This is a genomic window from Nonomuraea sp. NPDC051298 (assembly GCF_055586305.1).
The window spans coordinates 46,699-69,150 of record NZ_JBVJIM010000017.1 but is presented as its reverse complement, the minus strand read 5'-3'; the positions used below and the strand labels follow the sequence as shown (position 1 = coordinate 69,150).

11 protein-coding genes are annotated in these 22,452 nt (G+C 70.9%); 4 read left to right on the top strand and 7 right to left on the bottom strand.

Annotated features, from left to right (window positions below; translation table 11 throughout):
- Positions 1–131 precede the first annotated feature (131 nt).
- Positions 132–533, bottom strand: a complete 402-nt coding sequence (locus ACZ6S0_RS37195; RefSeq protein WP_465924015.1) for a nuclear transport factor 2 family protein — start codon at positions 531–533, stop codon at positions 132–134.
- Between the two features lie 87 nt (positions 534–620).
- Here ACZ6S0_RS37195 and ACZ6S0_RS37190 point away from each other — a divergent pair, with 87 nt between their 5' ends.
- Positions 621–1,397: a helix-turn-helix domain-containing protein gene (locus ACZ6S0_RS37190; RefSeq protein ID WP_465924014.1), complete on the top strand. Its 777-nt coding sequence runs from the start codon at positions 621–623 to the stop codon at positions 1,395–1,397.
- Positions 1,398–1,445: 48 nt separating this feature from the next.
- Here ACZ6S0_RS37190 and ACZ6S0_RS37185 read toward each other — a convergent pair whose 3' ends face one another.
- Positions 1,446–2,285, bottom strand: coding sequence for an ACT domain-containing protein (locus ACZ6S0_RS37185; protein WP_465924013.1), 840 nt, complete (start codon positions 2,283–2,285; stop codon positions 1,446–1,448).
- A gap of 249 nt (positions 2,286–2,534) precedes the next feature.
- On the opposite strand from ACZ6S0_RS37185, the gene ACZ6S0_RS37180 reads away from it, so the two are divergent.
- Positions 2,535–5,420 (top strand): AfsR/SARP family transcriptional regulator, encoded by a 2,886-nt coding sequence (locus ACZ6S0_RS37180; protein WP_465924012.1) that lies wholly within the window; start codon positions 2,535–2,537, stop codon positions 5,418–5,420.
- Here the strand turns inward: ACZ6S0_RS37180 and ACZ6S0_RS37175 are convergent.
- Positions 5,350–6,645: a cytochrome P450 gene (locus tag ACZ6S0_RS37175; RefSeq protein ID WP_465924011.1), complete on the bottom strand. Its 1,296-nt coding sequence runs from the start codon at positions 6,643–6,645 to the stop codon at positions 5,350–5,352. The genes ACZ6S0_RS37180 and ACZ6S0_RS37175 overlap by 71 nt on opposite strands.
- A 724-nt stretch (positions 6,646–7,369) precedes the next feature.
- Here ACZ6S0_RS37175 and ACZ6S0_RS37170 point away from each other — a divergent pair.
- Positions 7,370–8,221, top strand: a complete 852-nt coding sequence (locus ACZ6S0_RS37170) for an AfsR/SARP family transcriptional regulator (protein ID WP_465924010.1) — start codon at positions 7,370–7,372, stop codon at positions 8,219–8,221.
- 86 nt (positions 8,222–8,307) lie between these two features.
- Here the strand turns inward: ACZ6S0_RS37170 and ACZ6S0_RS37165 are convergent, their stop codons facing one another.
- From ACZ6S0_RS37165 to ACZ6S0_RS37155, 3 genes are all read right to left on the bottom strand, one after another.
- On the bottom strand, positions 8,308–10,059 hold the full coding sequence (locus ACZ6S0_RS37165; RefSeq protein WP_465924009.1) for a condensation domain-containing protein: 1,752 nt from the start codon (positions 10,057–10,059) through the stop codon (positions 8,308–8,310).
- A 65-nt stretch (positions 10,060–10,124) separates the two neighbouring features.
- Entirely contained in the window at positions 10,125–11,417 is a 1,293-nt protein-coding gene (locus ACZ6S0_RS37160; protein WP_465924008.1) for an MFS transporter, read from the bottom strand.
- A gap of 77 nt (positions 11,418–11,494) precedes the next feature.
- Positions 11,495–17,332, bottom strand: a complete 5,838-nt coding sequence (locus ACZ6S0_RS37155) for an amino acid adenylation domain-containing protein (RefSeq protein ID WP_465924007.1) — start codon at positions 17,330–17,332, stop codon at positions 11,495–11,497.
- A gap of 240 nt (positions 17,333–17,572) precedes the next feature.
- On the opposite strand from ACZ6S0_RS37155, the gene ACZ6S0_RS37150 reads away from it, so the two are divergent.
- The gene (locus ACZ6S0_RS37150; protein ID WP_465924006.1) at positions 17,573–19,090 is read left to right on the top strand and encodes an aldehyde dehydrogenase family protein; all 1,518 of its coding nucleotides are present in this window, start codon (positions 17,573–17,575) and stop codon (positions 19,088–19,090) included.
- A gap of 45 nt (positions 19,091–19,135) precedes the next feature.
- On the opposite strand, the gene ACZ6S0_RS37145 is transcribed toward ACZ6S0_RS37150, so the two are convergent.
- Positions 19,136–22,225, bottom strand: a complete 3,090-nt coding sequence (locus tag ACZ6S0_RS37145; protein WP_465924005.1) for a condensation domain-containing protein — start codon at positions 22,223–22,225, stop codon at positions 19,136–19,138.
- Positions 22,226–22,452 lie beyond the last annotated feature (227 nt).

The following is a 22,452-nucleotide window of genomic DNA, read 5'->3' as shown; positions in this document are numbered from 1 at the left end:
ATGAGCAGTACGTCTCGACGACGTCGAGGCGGGGCGACGGCCACGGAGGCGTTCGTCTCGTGGTGGGGCATCGACCTGAGCCGTCGATGCCCCACGCGTTTCACGGCCGTGGCGTCCGGATCGTGGCAGGGTCAGTGATCAGTGGGTTCCCACCACACCAGATGGGCGGCGGCCTGGGCCACCGGCTCGATGATCTCCCACGCCTCGGCGATCAGCCCGTCGTCGAGCCGCCAGATGTCGACGACCACGATCTCCGGCCCGCCGTCGGGCAGCCGGCGCCGCGAGTGCATCACGACGTTGTCGCCGTCGGCCAGCACATGCTGGATCTCGACCTGCATGCCGGCGAGCGGGACGAGCGCGGTGCGCACGGCCGCGAGCCATTCCGCCTTGGTCATCGACGCATCCGGCCGGTGGTGGATGAAGTCGTCGCTCAGCACCGACGCGAGCGCCTCGACGTCGCCCGTCGCGACCAGGGCCGCCAGCGCCCGCTGGACGATGCTCTTGTTGTCTGTGGTCAGGTCCTGTGCAGTCATGGCAAGCAGTGTTCCCGCCGCGGCGACGGCTGTCGATGAACTCCCATGTCATGGCGTACGGCCCCAGAACGAGTAGCATCGGCGGCCATGTACACGGTCGGGGAACAGCTACGGCAATGGCGGCATCGCAGGCGGCTCAGCCAGCTCGATCTCGCGATCGCCGCCGACGTGTCGGCCCGTCACGTCAGCCTCGTGGAGACCGGCAAGTCCAACCCGAGCGCCGCCATGATCCTCCGGCTCGCCGAGCAACTCGACGTGCCGTTGCGGGAGCGCAACAGGTTGCTGCTCGCCGCCGGCTTCGCGCCCCGCTACCCGGAGCGGCCGCTCGACGGCGAGGCACTGTCGGCGGCCTGGGACGCGGTCGCGCGGGTGCTGCGCGCGCACGAGCCGTACCCGGCGCTGGTCCACGATCGCCGGTGGAACATCGTGATGACCAATCGCGGCATCGACCCATTCCTCACAGGCGTCGCCCCCGAGTTGCTGCGACCGCCGATCAACCTGGTACGGCTGGGACTGGACCCGCGCGGGCTCGCCCCGCACATCGTCAATCTGGCCGAGGTGCGTGCGGTGCTCCGTACCCGGATCACGCGTCAGCTCGCCGCCGCTCCCGACCCCCAGCTCACCGCGCTCTACGAGGAACTGCTGACGCCCGGCTCCGAGGACGCGAGCCACCCGGTCGAGTCCGAGGTCACCATCCCGATGATCTTCCGCTTCGGCGGGCGAGAGCTGCGGCTCTTCTCGACCACGACCACGTTCGGCACCCCGATGGACATCACCCTGGACGAGGTCGCGATCGAGTCGTACTACCCGACGGACCCGGAAAGCGCCGCCTTCTTCACCACGCCCGACGCGGATGGCCCTTGAGTCGTGCGACACGACGCCGCACGCGCACGCGGATCCGTGCGGACGGTCTCACGCCGGGCTGGTGTAGCGGGCCTGGCGGGCCGCGGCGGTCAGTGCCGCCGCCCTGGCCGCCTCGGTCGGCGTGAAGGGCAGCTCGGGCCGCCTGATCAGTAGGGCGCGGTCGGGGTTCACGGAGATCACCATGGTGGTGTTGAGCCCGGCGCCCTCGTCCACGGTGTCGCCGGGACGCCGCCACTCGACCTGCGGCACCCGCAGCAGCTCCGCCATCGCCTCGGGCAGCCGGTCGGGCTCGGCGCCGACCCGCTGCGCCAGCACGAACGCCTGAACGCCCGGGTCGGTGAGGTCCTTGACCTGCGCGGGCACGATCACGACGCCGTACCCGCCCGCCTCGGTCAGCGCCCCGGCCAGCGCGTCGAGCGCCAGATCGCGCGGCGCCTCGATGACGAACTCGTCGAGCGCGTCACATCCGGCGGGCGTGATGGCGCTGCTGCCGGTCGGGGCGATGTGCAGGGTCAGGATGTTGCATCCCAGGCGGCCGAACGCGCCCGCCACGCTGGCGAGCCGGCCGGGCCGCTCCACCACCCGCATGCGGATGCGCCACAACGCCATGGGGGATCCCGCGCCGCCGTCCACCGGGAGCGCGGCCGCCCTCCTGGCCGGACGACGGCTCATCCGCTTGTGGATCGCGGATCCGACGATCACCGCCACCCCCAGCCCGACCAGCACGACGGGGCCCGGATCCGCGTGCCCGAGCAGCGTGGCGAACAGGTGCGCCAGGCCGACCGCGAGGAACAGGGCGGCGAGTTCGGCGAGCTCCCGCCGCCACGCGTGCGCCCGTTGATTGCCATGTCCGGAATGTGGGTGAACCACCTTTGGAGCATCGCTCATGACCCCAGTGTGTCCATGAGTTGTTACCTGGTCACTCACGGCAAGGTTGCGGCGGCATTAAACCGCGTTCACCGCGTGACCGCCCGCGAAGCCCGTGCGCCCACTTCGCCCCGATGACCGGCCAGGAGTCCGCCAACGCGGCCGTCCATAACTGATCGCCAAGGAATGATGATCAAGTCTCGACTATCCTGACAAGGTCCTGGAGCAATTTCCACACGTCGGGTTCGTCGGCTCGGATGGAGGTTGTCGGTGAGTTCTGAAGGTCGTACGCGGGCCAGGTTCCGCGTGCTTGGACCGGTGGAGTTCCAGACCGATACCGAACATGTCGTCCTGACCGGCAAACAGGGCGCGTTGCTGACGATCCTGCTGCTGAGCGCCAACCACGTGGTTTCGGTTCAGCGGCTGGCGGAGCTGCTGTGGGGCGAGCCGCTGCCCAGCTCCCCCTCCTCCCGCGTCAGGATGCTGGTCTCCGACCTCAGGAAGACGTGCGTCGCCGCGGGAGACGATCTGATCCGTACGCAGCGACCCGGGTACGTCGTGCGGCTGACGCCCGACCAGCTCGATCTGGTCAGGTTCCTCGACCGCACGGCGCACGCCCGCAAGGCGACGGCCGGCGGCGACCCGGAGACCGCGCTGACCCGCTACGACGAGGCGTTGAGGCTCTGGCACGGAGCGCCGCTGGTGGGGATCGACGGCTCCTTCGTCCCGGCGGAGGCGGCCAGGCTCCAGGGGCTGCGTCTGGAAGCGCTGGAGGAGCGGGGCTCGGCCATGCTCGCGACGGGCAGGTACGCCGAAGCCATCGCCGAACTCACCGCGGTCGTCACGGATCACCCCCTGCGTGAGGCGGCACACGGTCAGCTCATGCTCGCCCTGTACCGGAGCGGCAGGCGTGCCGACGCTCTGGCGGTCTACCGGAGCCTTCGCGAACGGACCACCGACGAGCTGGGTCTGGAGCCCGGACACGACCTGCAACGGCTGCACCACCAGATCCTCACCTCTGACGCCGTGGCCGAGGCCCCGGACACCCCCGACACCGCCCAGGAGCAGTCGCCTCCGATGGCCTCGCCGGTCCCCCGGCAGTTACCCGCTCCGCCACCGCACTTCGTCGGCCGTGAGCGCGAACACGCCGAGCTGGATCGCCTCGCCCGCGACCGGACCGGGAACAGCGTGGCCATCGCCGCCATCAGCGGGACCGGGGGGATGGGGAAGACCTCGTTGGCCCTGCGCTGGGCGCACGACAACCTCGGCCTCTTCCCCGACGGCCAGCTCTACGTCGACCTCCACGGGTTCGACCCGAGCAGCGGCCCGCTGCCGGCTCATGTGGCTCTGCGCCATCTTCTCGGCTCTCTCGGTGTCCCGGCGGCGGCCGTCCCCGCCGGGGAGGAGGCCCAGGCAGGGCTCTACCGGTCGCTGGTCGCGGGCCGCCGCCTGCTCGTCGTCCTTGACAACGCCCGTCACGTGGCGCAGGTCGAGCCGCTCATCCCCGGCAGCCCCGGCTGCATGGTGGTGGTCACCAGCCGCAACCGCCTCCCGGGCCTGACCGCCACCCGCGGCGCGAGCCTGATCGGGCTGGACGTCCTCACCCGCGCCGAGACGCGCCGCCTGCTCGGCCGCCACCTGGGCGAATCGAGGATCGGCGCGGATCCTGACAGCGCGGCCGTCCTCGTGGAGCACAGCGGCGGCATCCCCTTGGCGATCAGTGTGCTCACCGCACGGGCCGCCATGCACCCCGCTTTTCCCCTGTCGGTCCTCGCAGAGGAGCTGAGCAGCCCCGCCACTCGCCTCGACGCCCTGCAGACCGGCGACCTGCAGACCGGCGACCTGGACACCGGCCTTCGGGCCGCGTTCACCTCCTCCTACGAGGCCCTCCGCCCCGCCGCCGCCCGGCTGTTCGCGCTTCTGGGACTGACGCCGTGGCCGGACATCGGCCTGCGATCGGCCGCCGCGCTCGCCGGACTGCCCGCGTTCCGTACCAGGGTGTTGCTGCACGATCTCGAAACCGCCAACCTGATCCAGCAGTACCGTCCCGGTCGATACCGCACGCATGACCTGGTCCGGCTCTACGCCGCCGAGCGCGCGCGGTCCGATCAGCCCGATCAGGAGCGGGCGGAGGCGCTCACCCGCCTGGTCGACTCCTACGTGCGCACCGCCTGCGCCGGCGACCGGCTGCTGTACCCCAACCGTCCCTTCGCCGCGCAGGTCTCCACCGAGCCCGGGGAGGAGGACTTCGAGGACGCCACGTCGGCCCTGGCCTGGTTCGAGGACGAGCGGTCCAGTCTCGTCGAGGTGCAGCGACTCGCCGTACGACTGGGCATGGACCTGGCCGTCTGGCGGCTGGCGTGGGCGATGGACACATACCACAAGCGGTGCCACCACGAGTTGCGCATCGGGTCGTGGCAGACGGCCCTGGCCGCCGCCGAGCGACTGGGGCTCCCGAGCACCCGGGCCCTCGCCCACTGGTACCTGGGGTACGCCTGCGCGCAGGACTCCAGGGCCGGCGACGGCCTGGACCATCTGCTGCTCGCGTTCAGGCTGTTCGAGCAGGAGGAGGACCTCACCGGGCAGGCGCACACCAGCCACACCCTCGGGTTCGCCTGGCTCGCGCGGGGCGAACCCGAGCGCGCGATCCCGCACGTGGAGAACGCCCTGCGCCTCCAGCGGGAGCTACGCGACCCTCTCGGGGAGGCCAACGCGCTCAGCGCCGCCGGCTGGTGTCACGCCAGGCTCGGCCATTACCCGGAGGCGCGGTCGTACTGCGAGCAGGCGCTGGAGCTGTTCCAGAAGCACGAGGACCTGAACGGCGAATCCGCCACACTCGACAGCCTCGGCTACGTCGCCCACTGGGCGCGGCAGCACGAGCAGGCGCTCGGCTACTACGGCCGATGCCTCGAACTGCGCGAGAGACTCGGCAACGCCTATCAGGGCGCCGACACCCTCGTCCGCATCGGCGAAGTTCACCATGAAATGGGCCAACCCGCCGCCGCCCGCGACGCCTGGCAGCGAGCGGCCGATCTCTACCAGAGGCAACATCGCGCGGGCGAAGCCGAGGACGTTCATGAGCGGATCAGGCGCCTTGCCGTACGGCCTTCCGCCGCAGCCGGACCCTCAGGTCACGCGGCACCAACAGACCGCTGAAGTCGGGCACCATCGCCGCGTCCTGCACCCGAGTGATGTCCATGCCGCTGACCAGCCACGACGTCGCCAGCATCAGTTGCATCATGCCGAGCTGAGTCCCCACGCACACCCTCGGCCCGGCGCCGAACGGCAGGTAGGTGTGCCTGACGGGCGCGACATGAGGCTCCAGCCACCGTTCGGGCGCCAACCGGTCGGGGTCGGACCACCAGCGTGGATCGCGGTGCAGCCGGTACAGGCTGAACAGCACCTGGTCCCCCGTCTTGAGGCGCCATCCGTCGAGCTCGGTGTCCCGGCGTACGGTCCTGCCGATCAGCCAGGTCGGCGGCCACAACCGGAGCACCTCCTTGACGAACGCCTCGGTGTACGGCAGGTCCCCCATGACCGGGACCTCGCCGGCCGAAGCGGCCTCGGCCTCCACCCTGGCCAGCACGTCCGGCCGCGTGCTCAGCTCGTACACGATCCAGGTGAGCGCGGCGGCCGGGACGCCCAGCGCGGCCAGCATGATCCCGCGCAGGAACCGCTCGATCTGCAGGTCGGACAGCTCCCGGTCGCCCGGGGCGAGCAGCACGCCGAGAAGGTCATGGGCGGACGGGTCCCCGGCCGCGCGACGGCGGCGCACGATGTCGGTCATGAGCGCCAGCAGCCGTTCGCGGGAGCGGGCGAAGCGCCGCACCTTGCGCGATGGCCACCACGGCGGGAGCTGCAGCGAGTCGCGCGACAGGGGATCGATCGCCGCGACGTTCTCGGCCAGCGTCTCCGGCACTCCTCGCGCGTCGGCACTCAGGCAGAAGTCGGCGGTCGCCCGGCCGAAGAAGTCGGCCATGGTGGCGAGCACGTCCATCTCCCCGGCGCCGACGGTCCTGAGGAAGATCTCCCGCAACCGCTCGGCGTGCGCCTGCGCCACCCTCCTGTGCAGACCCTGCCAGCCCGCGCGACGGGTCGTGGTCCACAGTTCGGCGTCCGCCGCCATCCGCTCGGTGTCCGTGCTTCCCGCCAGTGGCGAGTTCTCGGCCAGGAAGTCGTTGTTGGTCCTGGTGAGCAACGCATGCACCTGATCCGGTGAGGACACCACGATCGTGCGGGCGTCGAACGAGAAGACGTCCCCGTATTCACGGTGACACCGTTCCAGGAAACCGTTCCTGTCCCGGTCGTACTCCTCGGTGTTGCCGAACAACCAGTGTCCTCGGGGCCCTGGCGGGCGCTCCGGACCAGATGCATGCGTCACTCGTCGGCCCCCGGATCCGCTAGTTGAAGAAGTTCCAGTAGGTGTACATGCCTCCCATGCGGACCCGGCCCAGGACCCGGACGGCTGCGTGTCGGATGTGCTTCATGCGTAACCTCCGTAGCGCGACTGACGTCACTGACCACGATCGATCACCGGGCGCATGATCTCCGCATGAAAACCGCCTGCCCCGCCCGGCCGGTCGCCCCCGCCGTTGACGCGCACGCCTTGCGGCGGCGGGTCGCATGCGATCGTCTCGGGCGCGGTATGCGGTGGCCTGCCGCCGCCATACCGCTGCCATACCGCGCATTCCTAGGATTCTCGCGTCCGACAAAACACCCTGGCGGGAAACAATTCATGCGCGGAGCAGACAGTTCGGCATCCTCGTGGTCGTCGCGATCAGCGCCGCCGCTGTGCTCGGGGGAGCCGCGACTGCCGCAGAGGAGAGCCCACACATGCCTGCCTGAAGGACTGCAGGGGCGTCCTTTCACTGGCAGGTGGACCGGATCGCGGTGAGGACCCAAGGCTCGGCCAGACTGGAACCTCACTTAACACCACAAACTGCTGTTTCATAGCGTATTCAGCGTCATTTCAGCACCAATAGGCAGTCTGTTCGCAGGCGAAGAGATTCGGATGCCACTGATGAGACCCGTGGCGGGGTCGCCGAACATGGGCGGCCCCGCCTCCCAGTGACCAATTCAGGTAACACCGTTCTCTTGGGGGAGTCATGAAGAACATCATGCCTGTATGGGAGAATCCATCGACGCGCGGTAACTTCTGGACCCGGACCAAGGGTGGGCCGGCTGCGGCGGCATCGCTCGGCCACCCTCATGAGGTCCGTATGTTCGGTGAGTTCAGGCTGCTGATCAACGGCGTGAACATCGAACGGTGGCGGGCCGGCCGTGCGCGCAGCGTACTGCAGTTCCTGCTGATGAACGCTCAGCAACCGGTCTCCAAAGAGTCACTGATCGACGCGATCTGGGGTGAGACCAGCACCAAGGCGCCGGGCACCTCACTGAAAGTCGCGATCCACAACCTTCGCCGCATTCTCGATGAGGCGAGCAGATCGGAGGAAGCCCCGCTGCGTATCGTGTCGCAGCGTTCGGGTTATCTCTTGGACGTCAAGGACGCCTGGATCGACGTCCACGAGTTTCAGCGTGCGGTGAACCGTGGTCTGCGGTTGCACCGGTCGGGAGAGATCCGGGTCGCCCGCCGGCACTATTCCCAGGCCATCGCGGTTTATCACGGCCCGTATCTGCAGGACAGCACGGATATCTGGGCCGCGCTGCAGCGCGAACGGCTGCAGGACTCGCTGTTGCAGGCGATGAGCCATCTGGCCGAGTACGCCGAGCAGCGCAACGACCATCCATCAGTCGTCACGCTGAACCAGCGCATGCTGGAGGTCGATCCCTGTCGCGAGGCCAGTTATCAGGCGTTGATGCGCTCTCATGCCGCCCAACATCAATTGGCGAGGGTCCATGACTGGTACGCGCTCTGCGTCGAACAGCTTCACCGGCGGCTCGGCGTGACCCCGCATATCGAGACCAGACGCCTTTATCACCGCATCATCAATGGCTGATGAGCCGACGCCGCCGCCTCATGACCGGGGCGGCGGCTCATTGGTCGGGCGGGCGTCCGAAGAAGGTTCCCGTGGGTGAGGGGATATCACGTGAGGTCGGAGAGCAGGCTCGACAACTCGTCGGGATCCAGGTCTCCGACCTCTGCCATGAGAAGGCCGTCCAGGAGCGCCGCCTGGGCGCGGACCGTCGGGTTGTCGAAGAGTTGGGCCACCGTCACTTCGACGCCGAAGGAGGCGTGCAGCCTCATCGCGAGTTTCACCACGATCAGCGAATGACCGCCGAGACCGAAGAAGTTCTGGTCCGCGCCGACGGCGTCCAACCCGAGAAACTCGCGCCAGATCTCCGCGACGTGCTCGGCGGTGGGACCTGAGGGCGGTTCGATCTCGTCATCGGTCAGCCACACGATGGAATCGTCCGGAGTCGTCTCCCAGATCGGCAGGGGCGCCGTCAACCGGGAGATCTCCGATGTCGGCTCCGCCACCGCCGCTCGCAGCAACTCCCCGTAGGCCGCGGCGAGTTCTGCGACGGCCTCGGCGGACAGGACTCGATCGTCGTAGATCCATCGGGCCCGTAGCGCGTGCCCCGAACCCACCAGCTTCACCATGAGCGGGAACTGGCCGCCGCTCTCCCCCGTTTCGACGTGCTCGGCCTCGGTGCCCGGCAGTCGCGGCAGTGCCGGCGTTCCCGACTCGTAGGAGAAGACGATGTCGAACAGGGACGTCCTGCCGGTCGGCGCGAGCCGGTCACCTCGTGCCAGCAGCTCGTAAGGCAGGTCGCGGTGCTCGAGGGCGCCCAGCACGGTCTCGCTCTCACGGGCGAGCATCGACCGTACCGTGTCGCCGTCTCGAAGGGCATTGCGCAGCGGCAGCAGGTTGAGGAACGGGCCGATCAGGTGCTCGGTCTCGGCCAGGGAGCGCTCGTGCACGGGCGTGCCGATGAGGACGTCCCGGCTGCCGGTGAAGTACCACACCAGGACCCGGAACAGCGCCAGCGCGAAGACGAAGGGCGACACGCGTTCCCGCTTGGCCGCCCCCACCAGCGTGTCATGCGCGTCGTCAGGGAACGCCACGTCGATCGAGCCCTCCCTGCCCCCGCGGGGCCGGCCGCCCTCGTCACCGAACAGCCCCGGGGCCGCGGGCACGTCGGCGAGCCTGCTCCGCCAGTAGCCCGGCAACCGGTCCGCTCGCGGCGTCTCCCGTTGCCACCTCGCGAAGTCGGCGTATTGGATCGGGAGCGCGGGCAGCCGCGGCGCCGACCCGTCGCGGTGGCACCCGTAGAGGTGCCACAGTTCGCCGGCCAGGATGGCCGGCGAGTTCATGTCGCTGACGATGTGGTGCAGGGTGATCAGCAGGACGTGCTCGCGAGTCCCGAGGTGGAGGACGCAGGCTCGCAGCAGCGGTGCTTCGCGGAGGTCGAACGCGTGGTCGGCTTCGGCTCTGACGACCGCGTCGACCTCGTCAGGGCGATCGGTGAGATCGATCTCGCGCACGGTGACCGGCGCCGACGGCAGCGCGCGTTGCATGGGCGAGCCGTCCACCAGGTCGATGACCGTCCGCAGGATCTCATGCCGGTCCACCACGTCCCGCAGGGCGCGCTGCAGCACGGCGACGTCGACCTCGCCGGTGAGCCGCGCGGCGAGCGGATCGTTGAGCGTCCCCGGATGCTCGGCCAGTGTGTGCGCGAACCACAGGCGCTGCTGGGCGTAGGACAACGAGGTCCACGCGCCGGGGTCAGGCCGCGGTACGGGCCCCGGGCCGGCCGGCGGGCGCTGTCGCCGCAGCAGTTGCTCGGCGAGCCGCCGGCGTTCGGCCGACAGGTGCGACAGCCGTTCGTCCACGTCCAGACCGTTTTCTGGAGATTTGTCCGGCACTGGTGATCCCTTTGGTGAGTGGGCCTTCGGCGTCATACCGCGGACGGGACGGCTGCTTTGGGGGCACTGTCGTGGGTGCGAACGCGGATCAACGGACTGACCAGGATCACCACGGTGGAGACGAGCACGAGCCCGCCGGAGGCCAGGAGTCCCGGCACGATTCCCGCGAGGTCTCCGACGACGCCACCGACCAGGAACCCGAGCGACACCGCGCCGAACACGACCGACAGGGCCGTGCCCGTCACACGGCCCATGATCTCGTTCGGCGTCACGGACTGCACCAGGCTCATCACGTGGACGTCGTACACCGAGTTGATCATCCCGATGAGGAACTGCACGAGGGCGAGGACCAGCACCGCGGCTCCGGCCCTGCCGAGCGGCAGCACGAAATAGGCGCTCGCCGCCACCGCGGTGGCCAGGGCCAGCGTCCCGCCGACTCCGAGCAGCCGGGTCAGGCCCCGCACGACGAGCGTGCCGACCACGAACCCGACGGCGCCCACGGCGAACGCTATGCCGACCTGGGCGGGCGTGAGCCCTACCTCGCGGTAGGCGAACAGCAGGATCAGCGCGTCTCCGGTGGACATGCCCAGGTTCAACGCCGTAGTGGCGATCATCAGGTTCCGCAGCACCGGCGACCGGAGAAGAACCCGCCACCCGACGAGAACGCCCCCAGACGGGCCCTGCTCGCCCTGCTCGACCTGCTCGACCTGCTCGGCCGACGCCCGCGGCGTGCTGTCACGCCGTTCGCGATGGCGTACGAACACCAGGCAGATCGCGGACACCAGATAGGTCGCCGCGTCAACGGCCACGGCCAGCGCCGCGCCCAGCCAGCCGATCAGGGCTCCCCCGGCCGCCGCGCCGAGCACCTCCGACCCCGAGCGGCTGACCTGGAGCTTCGTGTTCGCCTCCACGATGTGGTCCGAACCGACGAGGTCGGGGACGTACGCCTGATACGACACTTCGAACAGCACGGTTAGGGCTCCGGAAACGGTCGCCACCACGAAGAGCTGGGCCATGGTGAGCGCGTCGAAGGCGTACGCGACGGGGATGGACACCAGCGCGAGCAGCCGGCCCACGTCCGCCAGGATGATGATCCGCCGCCGGCCCGTCTTGTCCGCGACCAGTCCGGCCACCGGGCCCAGCACGACGAACACCGCGAAGCGCACGGCGCCGAGGACGCCGACCTCCAGCGGGCCGCCGTCGAGAAGGAGGATCGCCACGGTGGGCAGCGCTATCAGCGATATGCGATCCCCGAAGTTGCTGACCGTCTGACCGGCCCACAACTTGATGAAATCGCGGTGTTTGAAGAGCTTTCCCAGGGCCATGCAGTCCTCCGGTCGCGCCGCACGATGTTCACGCCGTTCAGGTGCCGGGCCAGGGTGGCGCCGGCACCGCCGTCCCCTCAGCCGATGGCGTCCGGGTCGTTCATGAGCCGGTCGACCGCGTGTTCGCCGGCCTCGCGCAGCCGCCGCAGCAGCTCGGCCGTCTCGACCACCTTGGGTCCGAACTCAGGATGCGCACGCAGCACAGCGGCCATGTCGGCCACGGTGGGTTGCATGAACACGGTTCTGAGCGGCAGGTCCACCCCGAACAGCTCGCCCGTCCTGCGGGCCAGAACCGCCGCGATCATGGAGTTGCCGCCGAGGTCGAAGAACTGGTCGGTCGCCTGGACCTCGGCGACGTTGAGCGACTCGCTCCACAGCTCGGCGAGCGCGACCTCCACGGGATCCGCCGGCGGGCGGTGCTCTCTCGTGCGCGGCGCGGTCCGCGCCGGCCGGGCCGACAACGCCCGCCGATCGATCTTGCCGTTCGGCGAGAGCGGCAGCTCGTCCCTGACGATCACCTGGTCCGGCACCATCGCGGCGGGCAGCAGTCCCGCGACGTGCTCACGCAGGCGTTCCGGGACCGGAGCCGGGGCGCTCCCCGCGGCCGGAACGGCGTACGCCACCAGGCCCCGCCTCGCGTGCTCACCGACGGCCACCACCACGGCCTGCTCCACCTCGGGATGCGAGCGCAGCGCCGCCTCCACCTCGCCCAGCTCGATCCGGTGCCCCCGGACCTTGACCTGCAGGTCGGTCCGCCCGAGGATCTCGATCGTGCCGTCCGGCAGGTAACGGCCGCGGTCTCCGGTGGCATAGGCGCGCTCGCCACTGGGCAGCCGGACGAAGGTCCGCGCGGTTCTCTCCTGATCACCCCAGTAGCCCCGCGCCAGGCCGATCTCGCTGGCGTCGTACATCTGTCCCGGCACCCACACCGGGCATTCCCGCAGATCGGCGTCCAGGATGTGGTAGCGGTGGTTGGCCATGGGACTGCCGTAGGGAATGCTGACCCAGTCCGGGTCGACGTCGCCGATGGGATAGGCGATCGACCAGTTCACCGTCTCGGTCGGGCCGCCGCAGCTCACGACGCGCAGCCGGGGATTGAGCGCACGCAGACGGCCGGGAAGGGGCAGGGGAATCCAGTCGCCGGCCATGACCACGGTTCGCAGTGTGCTCAGTGCCGCGCCGCCGCGGTCCTCCGCGCATCCGGCGACCAGCTCCATCAGCGCGGGGACCGCCGCCCAGAACGTGACCTCCTCGCGTTCGGCCAGCTCGACCCAGTGGTCAGGATCCGGTCGCACGTACGGCTCGGGGAGAACCACCGCGCCGCCGGCCGCCAGGGGGCCGAACACGTCGTAGACCGACATGTCGAAGTTCAGCGCCGCGGTCGCCATGGCCTTGTCGGCGGTCCCGATCTCGAAGCGCCTGTTGACGTCGAGCACGTGGTTGACCACCGCGCGGTGATCGACCATGACGCCCTTCGGGTCGCCGGTCGACCCGGAGGTGTAGATGACATAGGCGAGGTCCGTCGGGAGCTGCACACTGCGCATCGGCTCGGCGTCGGCGTCGGCGTCGGCGTCGGCGTCGGGGAAGTCCTCGCCGACCGTGAGCACGCGTACGCCTTCCGGCCAGTCGATGCCGCCGGACAGGCTGGCCCGGCACAGCGCGATGTCCACCGCGCCGTCGGCGAGCAGGAAGCGCAGCCGCGACGCCGGCACCCCGGGGTCGAGCGGCAGGTACGCCGCCCCGGCCATCAGGATCCCGTAGACGGCGACGTACTGCTCCCAGCCCTTCTCCATCACGACGGCGACCAGGCGGCCTGGGCCGACGCCCTGCCTTCTCAGCTCACGACCGGCCTTGGCCGCCTCCGACCGCAGCTCCGCGTAGGTGAGCCGGCGATCACCGGTGATCACCGCGGGCGCGTCGGGCGTCCGCTCGGCCTGCGCGAGGAACAGCTCGTGCAGCAGGACGTCGGGCACGTCGGCGGCGGTGCTGTTCACCTCGTCCCGCAACCGCCGCTGTGCGGGGGGAAGGAGGTCGAGCCGCTCCTCCCGCCAGGCGTCCTGGCCTGCCGCCAGCTCGCCCAGCAGCCGGCAGTACGCCGCGAACATGTCGTCGATGAGGCCGTCGGGGAACAACTGCGGCAGGAAGTCCCAGTTGAACTCCAGTGCCCCGGCGATCTCGAACACCTGGAAGTCGATCGACACCTGAGGCGTCTGCGAGATCGAGTAGACGGCTTCGCCGAGCGCGGTCGCGTACCGGCGCGGCGGGTGCCCGAGCAGGCTGGTCAGCACGATCGGCATCGCCGCGGAGATGTCGCCGCGCTCGCGGGCCAGCTCGCGAAGCACGCGGACGCCGCTGAAGTAGCGGTGCTCCAGGTCGGTCCAGAGCTGCCGCTGCAGCGCCTGGACGCGCTGCGCGAAGGTGCCGTCCGCCTTCTCCACCGCGAGCAGGAGCGTGGTCGTCGTGTCCCCGATCAGCAGGTTGACGTCCGGGTGCACGGGGAGCCGGTTGAACAGGGGGAAGTTGATGGTGAAGCGCTCCTGGCCGCTCCAGGTGCGCAGCACTTCGGCGAAGACGCCGGTGAGCAGGACGGGCGGGGTGACGCCGACGGCGCCGGCCGACTCCTTGAGCCGGCGCCACTCCTCCGGCGTCAGCCGATGCGCGCGCCGGTCGAACCGCACCTCTTCCCCCGGGGCGGGACTGCGGGAGGGCAACTGGGGGGCGGGGGGCAGGTCGGGCAGCCGCCGCAGCCAGTACTCCCGGGAACGCCGGTAGAGCTCGGTCGACTCCAGCACCCCCTCGGTGCCCAGCACGTAGTCCCGGAACGTGATGCGCAGCGGCTCCAGCTCGGCGTCGGGGCTCTCGTAGAGGCGCACCAGGTCGGGGACGAGCACCTGGAAGTAGCTCCACGCGTCCGCGATCAGCATGTCCAGGCTCAGGTGGATCCGGGTGCGCCGCCCGCCCTGGCTCTCGTCGGCGAAGACGGTGAGCCGCAGGTCGAACAGCGGCCAGCCGTCGTCGGGGATCACCTTGTGCGACATCTCCTCGCGGGTCTCGAGCAGCCGGCGCCGGGTCGTCGCGGGATCGGCGCCGGTGAGGTCCTCGACGGGAACGCGGAAGTCGGGCGGCTCGGCGAGGATGCGCTGAGTGCCGTCGGCGCCGACCACTGTGCGCAGCGCGTCGTGACGGTCGACCAGTCGCCGCCAGGCCGCGACGAAGCGTTCGACCTCCAGGTCCGGGCTCTCCCACTCGAAGTAGCCGTGGCAGCCGACGTTCCCCAGCTCGACCGCGTCACCGCGGCCGATCCAGAGGGCCTGCTGGCTGTCGTTCAGCGGGAACGGCTCGAACCTGGCGGCCGGGTCCGCCGTCAGCTCCGGGAAGTCCGCGGCGGACCGGCCGTCCCGGCCCGCGCGCTGCTCGAGCAGGCCGCCCACTCCGGACAGCGTGGGCGCGGCGGCGAGGTCGGGCAGCGACAGCTCGACGTCGAACTCCTTGTGCACCTCCTGCAGCAACTGGATGGCCAGCAGGGAGTGACCCCCGAGTTCGAAGAAGTCGTCGTGGCGGCCGACGTTCGCGACGCGCAGGACCCGTGCCCAGATCTCGGCCAGCCTACGCTCGGTGGGACCGTCCGGCGGGGTGTAGGCGGTGCTGAGGCTCTCCCGCGCACCCACGTCCGCGGGAGGCAGGGCTCGGTGGTCCACCTTCTCGTTGGGCAACCGCGGCAGTCGCTCCAGCACCACGAACGCCGACGGGATCATGTAGTGCGGCAGCCGCTGGGAGAGCAGGGCTCGCAGCTCGGGCACCGAGGGGCTCGCTTCTCCGGCCGGTGTCACATAGGCCACGAGGCGGGTGTCGTCGGGCGTGCTCCCGGCAGTGGTCACCACGGCCTCGCCGATCCCGTCGGTGGTCGCGAGCGCGCTCTCCACCTCTCCGAGGTCGACGCGGAAGCCCCGGACCTTGGTCTGGGTGTCGCTCCTGCCGAGGATCTCCACGACGCCGTCGGCCCGGTAGCGTGCGAAGTCCCCCGTGTCGTACAGGACGGAGGACGGTTCCTCCGGCAGCCGGTTGGCCCGGAACGCGGCGGCGGTCAGCTCGGGCCGCCGGTGGTAGCCGGCGGCCAGCCCCGCCCCGGCGACATGCAACCTGCCGACCACGCCTGTCGGCACCGGCTGGCCCGCCTCGTCGAGCACGTACACCCGCTGGTTCGCGATCGGCCGGCCGACGGGCACCGGCCGGGCCTCCCGCAGCCGCCCGTCGGTAGCCCGCGCCGTCACGTCCACACCGGCGCCGAGGTCGAGGCAGGACAGCACGTTCGTCGTCTCCGTCGTGCCGAAGGTCATCACGATCGGGAACGGCAGATCCGCCGGCGGCCAACTGTGCACGCGCTCACCCGTGGTGACCATCACCCGCAACGCCACGTCCTGCGGCCAGGAAAGCCGCCAGGCGCGCTCGGCGAGGGCCGCGATGAGCATGGTGTGCGTGATCCGCTCGGCGACCAGCCAGTCCTTGATCAGCTCCGGTGAGCCGGCGGTCTCGCCGTCCGCGATGTGGATCGCCGCGCCACAGGCCAGGTAGGGCATCCACTCCATGAGCTGGACCGCGAACCCGGGCGCGGACAGCCACGACGCCCGGTCGGACGGGCGCACCCCGTACGCGCGGCGCGTCCAGTGCACCAGGTTCACCACCGCCCCGTGCCGTTCCAGCACCGCCTTGGGTTCGCCGGTGGAGCCGGAGGTGTAGATGAGGTGGCTGACGGTGTCGGCGGTGATCTCGGCGTCCACCGGCTCGCCCGGCTCCCCGTCGAACACCGGCGAGTCGATGAGCAGGCAGTCCACGCCCGATGGGGCGCGTTCGCGGCACTCCGCGGCGACGAGCAGAACCAGCGGCTCGGAGTCCTCGACCAGATGAGCGAGGCGCGCGTCGGGGTTCATCGGGTCGAGCGGGACGACGGCCGCCCCGGTCTTGATGATCCCGATCACCGCCTCGACGAAGGCCGCGCTCCTGGGGCACAGCAGCCCGATCCTCGTGCCCGGTACGGCGCCGAGCCGCCGCAGGTGCTGAGCGATGCGGTGGGTACGGAGGTCGAGTTCGGCGAAGCTGAGAACGCGGTCGCCGTCGACGACGGCGGGCTCGTCCGGCCGGGCGGCGGCCTGTTCGGCGAGCAGGCCGGCGTAGGAGGCGGCCGAGTCCCACTCCGTCGTGGTCGCGTTCCACTCGACCAGCATGAGCCGTCGTTCCTCTGCCGACAGCAGCGGCGCCGTCGCGACGGTGACCTGCGGGTCCGCCAGCACGGCCCGCGCGAGGCGGGCGAGGTGCCCGGCCATCCGCTCGGCGGTCCCCGTCTCCCACAGCTCGGTGTTGAGCGCCAGGGTCACGGCGGAGTCGTCGACGAGGACGGCGATGTCGGTGTTGCCGATCCAGTGCTCCTGCTCGCGGCCGAGCGCGACCGCGGCCATCGCGATGGGCAGGTGTCCGGAGGCGGTGTCGGGATGCCGGCGTTCGGCCAGCTCGTCGAGCGGAACGGCACCTGTGCCCGCCGCATCGGCCAACTGCCGCGCGGTGCGCGTGATGAGCGCGCGGACGCTTTCCCGCGGCTCGGCCGAGAAGCGGTGGAGCCGAGCCGCCCGGTCGCCGGCGGGCGCCGCGAGCACCAGCTCCCGCTCACCGCTGTAGCGCGCGAGGAGGGTGAGCAGGAGGCCGGTCCACGCGCCTGGGGCGTCCGCCAAAGCGGCGACGCCTGCCAGGTCACCGGAGGTGACGGGCACGTCGCACAGGTGCGGCCGAGGCCGCCGACGCGCCGGCCGGGGCCGGTCGAGCGCGAGGTCCATCACGAGCGGCGCGCCCTCCAGCGGGGACAGGGCCACCGCGACCGCGTCATTTCGCCCGCGGTCATTCTCGTCGGATTGCGAAACGGACATCGTCCGCAGCGGAATCGGCTCCGGACGAGCACCACTGATGTTCTTGCTTGCCACGAGAAAAGTCCCTCCGCGATCAGTCCCGATCGGGCAGGACGCTACCGGAGCACGTGGTTGTTTCTTGGTTATGTTCGGTCGTAACCACCGGATAACCCGGCCGCATTAATGTCGGCCTCCTCTTTCGAATCGTACGAGTTTCGAATCGTACGAGCGATTCGCACGAGCCCTGGCGAGGAGAAAAGCGTGCGAGATATCAGCCCACCTTTGTGGACCGCGCCAACCGACTTCGCCGCCGGACGGGGCGAGTTCTGGATCGGCGGCGCGTGGGTCCGGTCCCGCACGGACGACACCCTGGCGGTCGTCGATCCCAGCACGGAGCGGACTCTGAGCACCGTGCCGCTCGGTGGCGCCGCGGACATCGACGCGGCGGTGAGCGCGGCGACGGAGGCGTTCCCCGGCTGGTCGGCCCTGCCGTTGCGGAGTCGGCTCGACCGCCTCGCCGCGCTGGCCGTCCTGCTGGAGAAGCGGGCCGACAGCATGGCCGAGATCATCACCGCCGAGTCCGGCATGCCGCGGCATCTGGTCCGGGGCGTGCAGATCCCGTTCGCCGTCGAGGTTTTGCGGTCCTACCTCGAACTCGCGCCGAGCTATCCGTGGACCTCGCGGGTGGGCGGATCGCTGGTCCGGCAGGAGCCCATCGGCGTCGTCGGCTGCGTCACGCCGTGGAACGTCCCGCTGCTGCTGATCGCCCAGAAGCTGGCGCCGGCGCTGGCGGCCGGCTGTACCGTCGTGCTCAAACCGAGCGAGCTGACGCCCCTGTGCGTGTACCTGCTCTGCGAGTTGCTCGCCGAGTGCGATCTCCCACCAGGTGTGGTCAACATGGTCTGCGGCAGCGGCGTGGTCGCGGGCGAAGCGCTCAGCGCGCATCCCGGCGTGGCCGCGATGTCGCTGACCGGGTCGGCGCGGGCCGGGCGGCGGGTCGCCGAGCTGGGCGCGCCCAGGGCGGCGCGGGTGAGTCTCGAGCTGGGTGGTAAGAACGCCTCGGTGGTGCTGCCCGACGCGGATCTGGAACTCGCCGTACGCGCCACGGTCGGCCAGGCGATGTTCAACGCGGGTCAGGCGTGTCTCGCCTGGAGCCGGATGCTGGTGCCGGCACGTCGTCACGACGAGGCCGTCGAGATCGCCGCCGAGTCCGCGGCGGCGCTACGGGTCGGGGATCCGCGTTCACCGGAAACCGAGATCGGCCCCGTCGTGTCCGAGGCCGCCCGGGCGAGGGTGCTGGCGTCGATCGACCGCGCCGTCGCCGAAGGCGCGCGGCTGGTCGTCGGCGGTGATCGCCCCGATGGCCTGGAGCGCGGCTATTTCCTCAACCCCGCCGTCCTGGCGGACGTGCGGCCGGGCACGCACGCGGCACAGGACGAGATCTTCGGGCCGGTGCTGAGCGTCATGTCCTATCAGGACGTCGACGACGCCGTCCGGCTCGCCAACGACACGGAGTACGGCCTGCACGGAGCGGTGTGGTGCGGCGACGTCGAGCAGGGCGTGGCGGTCGCCGCCCGCCTTCGCACCGGCCGGGTGGACGTCAACGGCGCGCCCTTCAACCTGCTGGCGCCCTTCGGCGGCTACAAGCGGTCCGGCACCGGCAGGGAGCTGGGCCGCTGGGGGCTCGACGCCTACTGCGAGACCAAGGCGATCCAGCTACCGCCGCAGGACGGCGACGACGTGGGCGCCGCCGTCCGGATCAGCGCGAAGGGCGAGTAGCCTGGCGGCTCGCCTGTCGGGAGTCTTCCCGCAGGCGAGCGCCTGTCAGGAGTCTTCCCGCAGGCGAGCCGCCACCTCCTCGTCGGAGAGCCGCTCCACCGACTCCAGCACGCGCGCCACGAGATCGTCGCTGTCGGCCGGCGACGGGCCCGGCGCGGCGTCCGCGGCACGGATCAGCCGGGCCAGGTTGGCCGCCGTCGGCGTTTCGAACAGGTCGACGAGGCTGACCCGGACCCCGAAACGGGCTTCGGCCTCGGCCACCAGTCGGATGATCTCCCGTGACGTGCCGCCGGCGCCGAAGAAGTCGTCGTTCACCCCCAGCCCGGTCAGGCCGAGGACGGGCCCGAACACTTCGGCGACGATCCGCAGGGCCAGTTCGTCGCGGGCGGGCGCCTCCTGAGCGGTCCCGGACGACGCGCCGCCGTCCAGCCGTCGCCGGTCGGACGCGTCCACCAGCTCTATCGCGCCGTCGTGACGCCGGCGCACCCTCTCGCCCGTGCGGAACAGCAGCGCGGTGTCCGGCCCTTCCCCGAAGGGGTTCGGCACGAAGCGCGCCGCCGTGGCTTCCGGTGCGCCGAGATACCCGTGTGCCACGTGCGGGCCGCAGAGACACAGCTCTCCCGGCGCACCGGTGGGCACGGGCCGCAGGCCGTCATCGAGGACCAGGGCGTGGTGACCGGTGACCGGCCGGCCCGGTACGGCCGTGCCCGGCGATGACGTCAGGGCCATTCCCGCGCACTCCGCGGGCCCGTACCAGGTCAGTACGCTTCGGTCCCGGCTCTCCCAGCGGGCCAGCGCCTCGGCGGGGACGGAGGGATCGCTGGACGTGACCAGCCGGAGATCGGGCAGCCCCGCCGGGTCGGCCATGGAGAACAGGGCCGGAGCGAAATGCGCCGCGGACACCCTCTTCTCCTTCAGCAGGGCCATGGCCTGCTCCGGCGTCCGGCGTGCGGACGGGCCGGCGAAGACCATGCGGGCGCCGGCGGACAGGGCGCAGAAGAGTTCCAGTGCCGCCGAGACCGACGAGACGGGCGCCAGCCCGGCCACGATGTCGTCGCCGTTCAGGCGCAGGTGCGCTCCGAGTGCCCGCGTGGCGGCACGCAGCGCGCGATGCGTCACGACGACGACCTCGTCCCCGAGCGCCGGGAACAGGATGGCCGGATCGTCGGGCCCCGCGCCGTCCGCGGGCGCCGGAACCCGACCGGACGAGAGGTCCCCGGACAGTGGTAGCTCGGACAGCGGTAGCTCGGACAGCGGTAGCTCGGACAGCGGTAGCTCGGACAGTGGCAGCTCGGCCAGGCCGTACGGGTTGGCCAAGTGGTCCGGGTTCGGCCCGGTGATCAGCAGCGCGGGCCGGCAGACGGCCAGCACCCGGCTCCACCGCGCGCTGTCCCACTCGGGATCCATGGCCACGCATGCCGCGCCGGCCTTGAGCACGCCGAGCAGCGCCACCACCGTGGCCGGCTCGGGCTCGGCGCGGACGGCGATGACGTCGCCCCGGCCGAGCCCTCTCTCCCGCAACCGGTGTGCGAGCTGGTCGGAGCGGAGGTGCAGGTCGCCGTACCGGAGGCCGTCGTGGTCGCGCTCGGCCGCGAGGGAGTCGGGCGAGGCGACGGCCGTGCTCGCGAGATCGCTGTGGACAGGCGGGGGATCGTCCGCTCCCGGCCCGCTCCCTCCACCTGCCGGCGGCAGGGAGGGCAGCTCGTCGTCGAACAGCACGGGCAGCTCGGAGAGCCGCAGGCCCGGTTCGCCGACCGCCGCGGCGAGCACCCGGCCGTAGCGGCGCACCAGGTCGCGGACCGTCTCCTCCCGATACAGGCCGCGGTCGTACTCGACCTCGACCCTCAGTGCGTCCGCCGACTCGGTGACCATGAAGGAGAGATCGAACTTGGCGGCGCCGTCGTGCAGCAGTTCCACCCGCACGGTCAGGTCGCCGATCCGCTCCTCGGTCTCCTGCCTGTCGGCGAAAGTGGTGAACTCGACGCCGAACAGCGGCGGACGGGTCGGGTCGCGGCGCGGCCGGCAGATCCGCACCACGCGCTCGAACGGCAGATCGTGCTCGAACGCCTCCCGAGTCGTGGCGACCACCCTGCGGAGCAGCTCCGCGACGGTGGGGTCGCCGGCGGCGTCGGTGCGCAGGACCAGCATGTTGACGAAGCAGCCGATCACCTCGTCGAGGTCCCGGTGCGGACGTCCCGCGCCGGCCACTCCCACCGCGACGTCGTCCGTGCCCGCACAGGCGCGCAGGACGGCGACGAACGCGGTGAGCAGGACCATGTAAGTCGTCGCGTCGTACCTCTCGGCGACCGCGCGGACCTGGTCGGCGACAGGGCCGCGGAACTCGGCGGACAGGACGGCGCCCCGGCCGCGCCGCGCCTGACCGCGCGGGGTGTCGGGCAGCAGCTCGCAGCGGCCGAGCCCGTCGAGCTTGTCCCGCCAGTAGTCCTCTGTGGCGGGGCCGGTCGGGCGTTCCGCGCTCCAGGCGGCGTAGTCGGCGTATCGCAGGGCCGGTTCCGGCAGGTCCGCCGCTCCTTCCCCGGCCGCCTCCCGGTAGAACGCCATGAGATTCCTGACGAGCAACGCGGTGCACGTCGGATCCCAGGCCAGGTGGTGCACCACCCACAGCAGCCGGTGATCCAGGTCGTCCACCTTCAGCAACGTGACACGCAGCACCTCGGCGCCGAGGTCGAAGGGCTCGGCCGCCCGTTGCCGGCACAGTTCGCGCGCGACCGCCTCCCTCGACCGTTCGTCCTCGCCGGACAGATCGACGACGGCCACCGCGACCTCGCCGGGCGAACGCTCCACGGGGCGCGGCCGGCCCTCGTGCTCCTCGAACGTGGTGCGCAGCACGGCATCCCGGCGCACGACCCGGCCGACCGCGGTGAGCAGCGCCTCGCGGTCCAGGGGTCCGGTGAAGGTGAGCAGCAGAGCGATGCTGTTGCGCGCCGAGCCTTCGCCGACACGATCCGCCAGCCACAGTTGCTCCTGCTGGTACGAAGCGCGCGGCGGCTCGCCGTCCGGCCGCCGGACGAGCGCTGCGCCGCCGGGCCCCGAGGCTCTGGAGCTGACGTGTCTCAGGAGCCTGGCCTGCCGCTCGGCGGGCAGCCGCCGCAGAAGCTCCGCCATCTCGTCCATCGGATCCCCCTCCTCGTCCACCCGCGTGGGCTTGGCGACGGTAGGACCGATCTGGTTATCGACGGGTTACGGCCATCTCCTCGCGTGGCGCGGTGGGCCCGTCCGCGTAACTGGCCCATAACTCACGCCGCCATACGGTCGCGACCAGATCGACTGTGAACGCGCAGCGGCTTGGCCGGCTTCCACTCCGCCGGGCCGGTTCGACACTGCAGGAGGGGCCCCGATCG

Excerpts from the sequence above, each read along its gene's own strand:
- ACZ6S0_RS37190 (WP_465924014.1), top strand. The coding sequence starts at position 621 with ATGTACACGGTCGGGGAACAGCTACGGCAATGGCGGCATCGCAGGCGG.
- ACZ6S0_RS37170 (WP_465924010.1), top strand. The coding sequence starts at position 7,370 with ATGAAGAACATCATGCCTGTATGGGAGAATCCATCGACGCGCGGTAAC.
- ACZ6S0_RS37155 (WP_465924007.1), bottom strand. The coding sequence starts at position 17,332 with ATGTCCGTTTCGCAATCCGACGAGAATGACCGCGGGCGAAATGACGCG.
- ACZ6S0_RS37145 (WP_465924005.1), bottom strand. The coding sequence starts at position 22,225 with ATGGACGAGATGGCGGAGCTTCTGCGGCGGCTGCCCGCCGAGCGGCAG.
- ACZ6S0_RS37160 (WP_465924008.1), bottom strand. The coding sequence starts at position 11,417 with ATGGCCCTGGGAAAGCTCTTCAAACACCGCGATTTCATCAAGTTGTGG.
- ACZ6S0_RS37185 (WP_465924013.1), bottom strand. The coding sequence starts at position 2,285 with ATGAGCGATGCTCCAAAGGTGGTTCACCCACATTCCGGACATGGCAAT.
- ACZ6S0_RS37195 (WP_465924015.1), bottom strand. The coding sequence starts at position 533 with ATGACTGCACAGGACCTGACCACAGACAACAAGAGCATCGTCCAGCGG.